At 47.4% G+C, this 1380-nt stretch carries 2 protein-coding genes; both read left to right on the top strand.

The genetic code is table 11. The annotated features are described in order from the left end of the window. Positions 1-1009, top strand: a 1009-nt coding sequence (locus KV201_RS22315; protein WP_226060650.1) for a heavy metal translocating P-type ATPase, incomplete at its 5' end; no start/stop codon positions are given. A 36-nt stretch (positions 1010-1045) separates the two neighbouring features. Then, a partial coding sequence (locus KV201_RS22310; protein WP_226060649.1) for a cupredoxin domain-containing protein occupies positions 1046-1380 on the top strand: 335 nt, incomplete at its 3' end.

Raw genomic sequence — 1380 nt, 5'->3', positions numbered from 1 at the left:
AGTGTTGATCCGCAATGGTGAGGCGTTGCAAACCGCTTCGAAAATATCGGCAATGATTCTGGACAAGACTGGGACCATCACTTTGGGGACTCCCAAGGTTACAGATGTGTTAGTTGCAGGCAAACAGAGCGAGGATGATATTTTGCAACTTGCTGCATCCCTAGAGTCAGGATCAGAACATCCACTGGCATTAGCTATCGTCGAATCTGCTCAAGAAAAAGGCCTTGAGTTGGGAAAAGTCTCTAATTTCAATGCGATCGCAGGTCATGGAGTGCAGGCGGAAGTGGATGGAAATCAACTGCTGTTCGGGAATGAAAAACTGATGCTTGAGTGCAATGTCGAACTCGGAGATTTCGTTGAAAGAGCACAAGCTCTCGCCGCAGAGGCAAAAACACCGATGTATTTTGCAGTTAACAACCAGCTTGCAGCGATTATCGCGGTGGCAGATCCCATTAAGGAGGACTCCATTTCCGCGATCAAGCGGTTGCAGCACAACGGTATTCGCGTCGTTATGCTGACCGGCGATAATCGTGCGACAGCAAAGGCGGTAGCTGAAAAGGCGGGAATTAACGAATTTTTTGCTGAAGTATTACCAGAAGATAAATCGAAAAAGGTTAAGGAACTGCAGATGGCGGGAGAGATCGTCGGCATGACGGGTGACGGTATCAATGACGCACCAGCTCTAGCGATTGCTAATGTCGGCTTTGCTATTGGCACGGGGACGGACGTTGCTATCGAGAGTGCGGATATTACCTTAATGCGCGGCTCTCTGCATGGACTTGCTGATGCGATTGCTGTGAGCAAAGCCACGCTGAGAAACATTAAACAGAATTTGCTCGGTGCATTTATTTACAACGTAGCGGGGATCCCTTTCGCAGCCGGAGCGCTGTATCCGTTGTTTGGTTTACTGTTAAGTCCGGTAATAGCTGGTGCCGCAATGGCATTTTCGTCATTGACTGTGGTGACAAACGCCAATCGTTTGAGACTGTTTAGCGCTCGGGAACACTGATGAAAGCTCGGTAATACCTCACTAAGGAGCATAGATATGTTATTGGTCAATATAGCTGGCATTGTCCTGATTACACTTATTGTTTGGTGGTTTTGGCTTTACAAACCAAGAGAGGCTGATGTAAAGGAAAAAGAGCTAGTGATCATTGTTGAAAACGGCACTTATTCACCTTCGCGAATCAAAGTGCCCGCCGGCACACCGGTAGAACTTAAATTTCTGCGCAAGGACCAATCTCCCTGTTCGGAAATCCTACAGATCCCTGAACTGGAAATCAGTGACACCTTACCGCTTAATAAGCAGAAATCCATTCAACTTCCGGAAATGCAGCCTGGTGAGTACGCTTTTCATTGTCAGATGCAAATGTATCGAGG

Origin of the sequence: Shewanella sp. SR1 (genome assembly GCF_020447145.1) — a bacterium.
Classification (GTDB): domain Bacteria; phylum Pseudomonadota; class Gammaproteobacteria; order Enterobacterales; family Shewanellaceae; genus Shewanella; species Shewanella baltica.
This window is presented reverse-complemented; position numbering and strand designations above follow the sequence as displayed.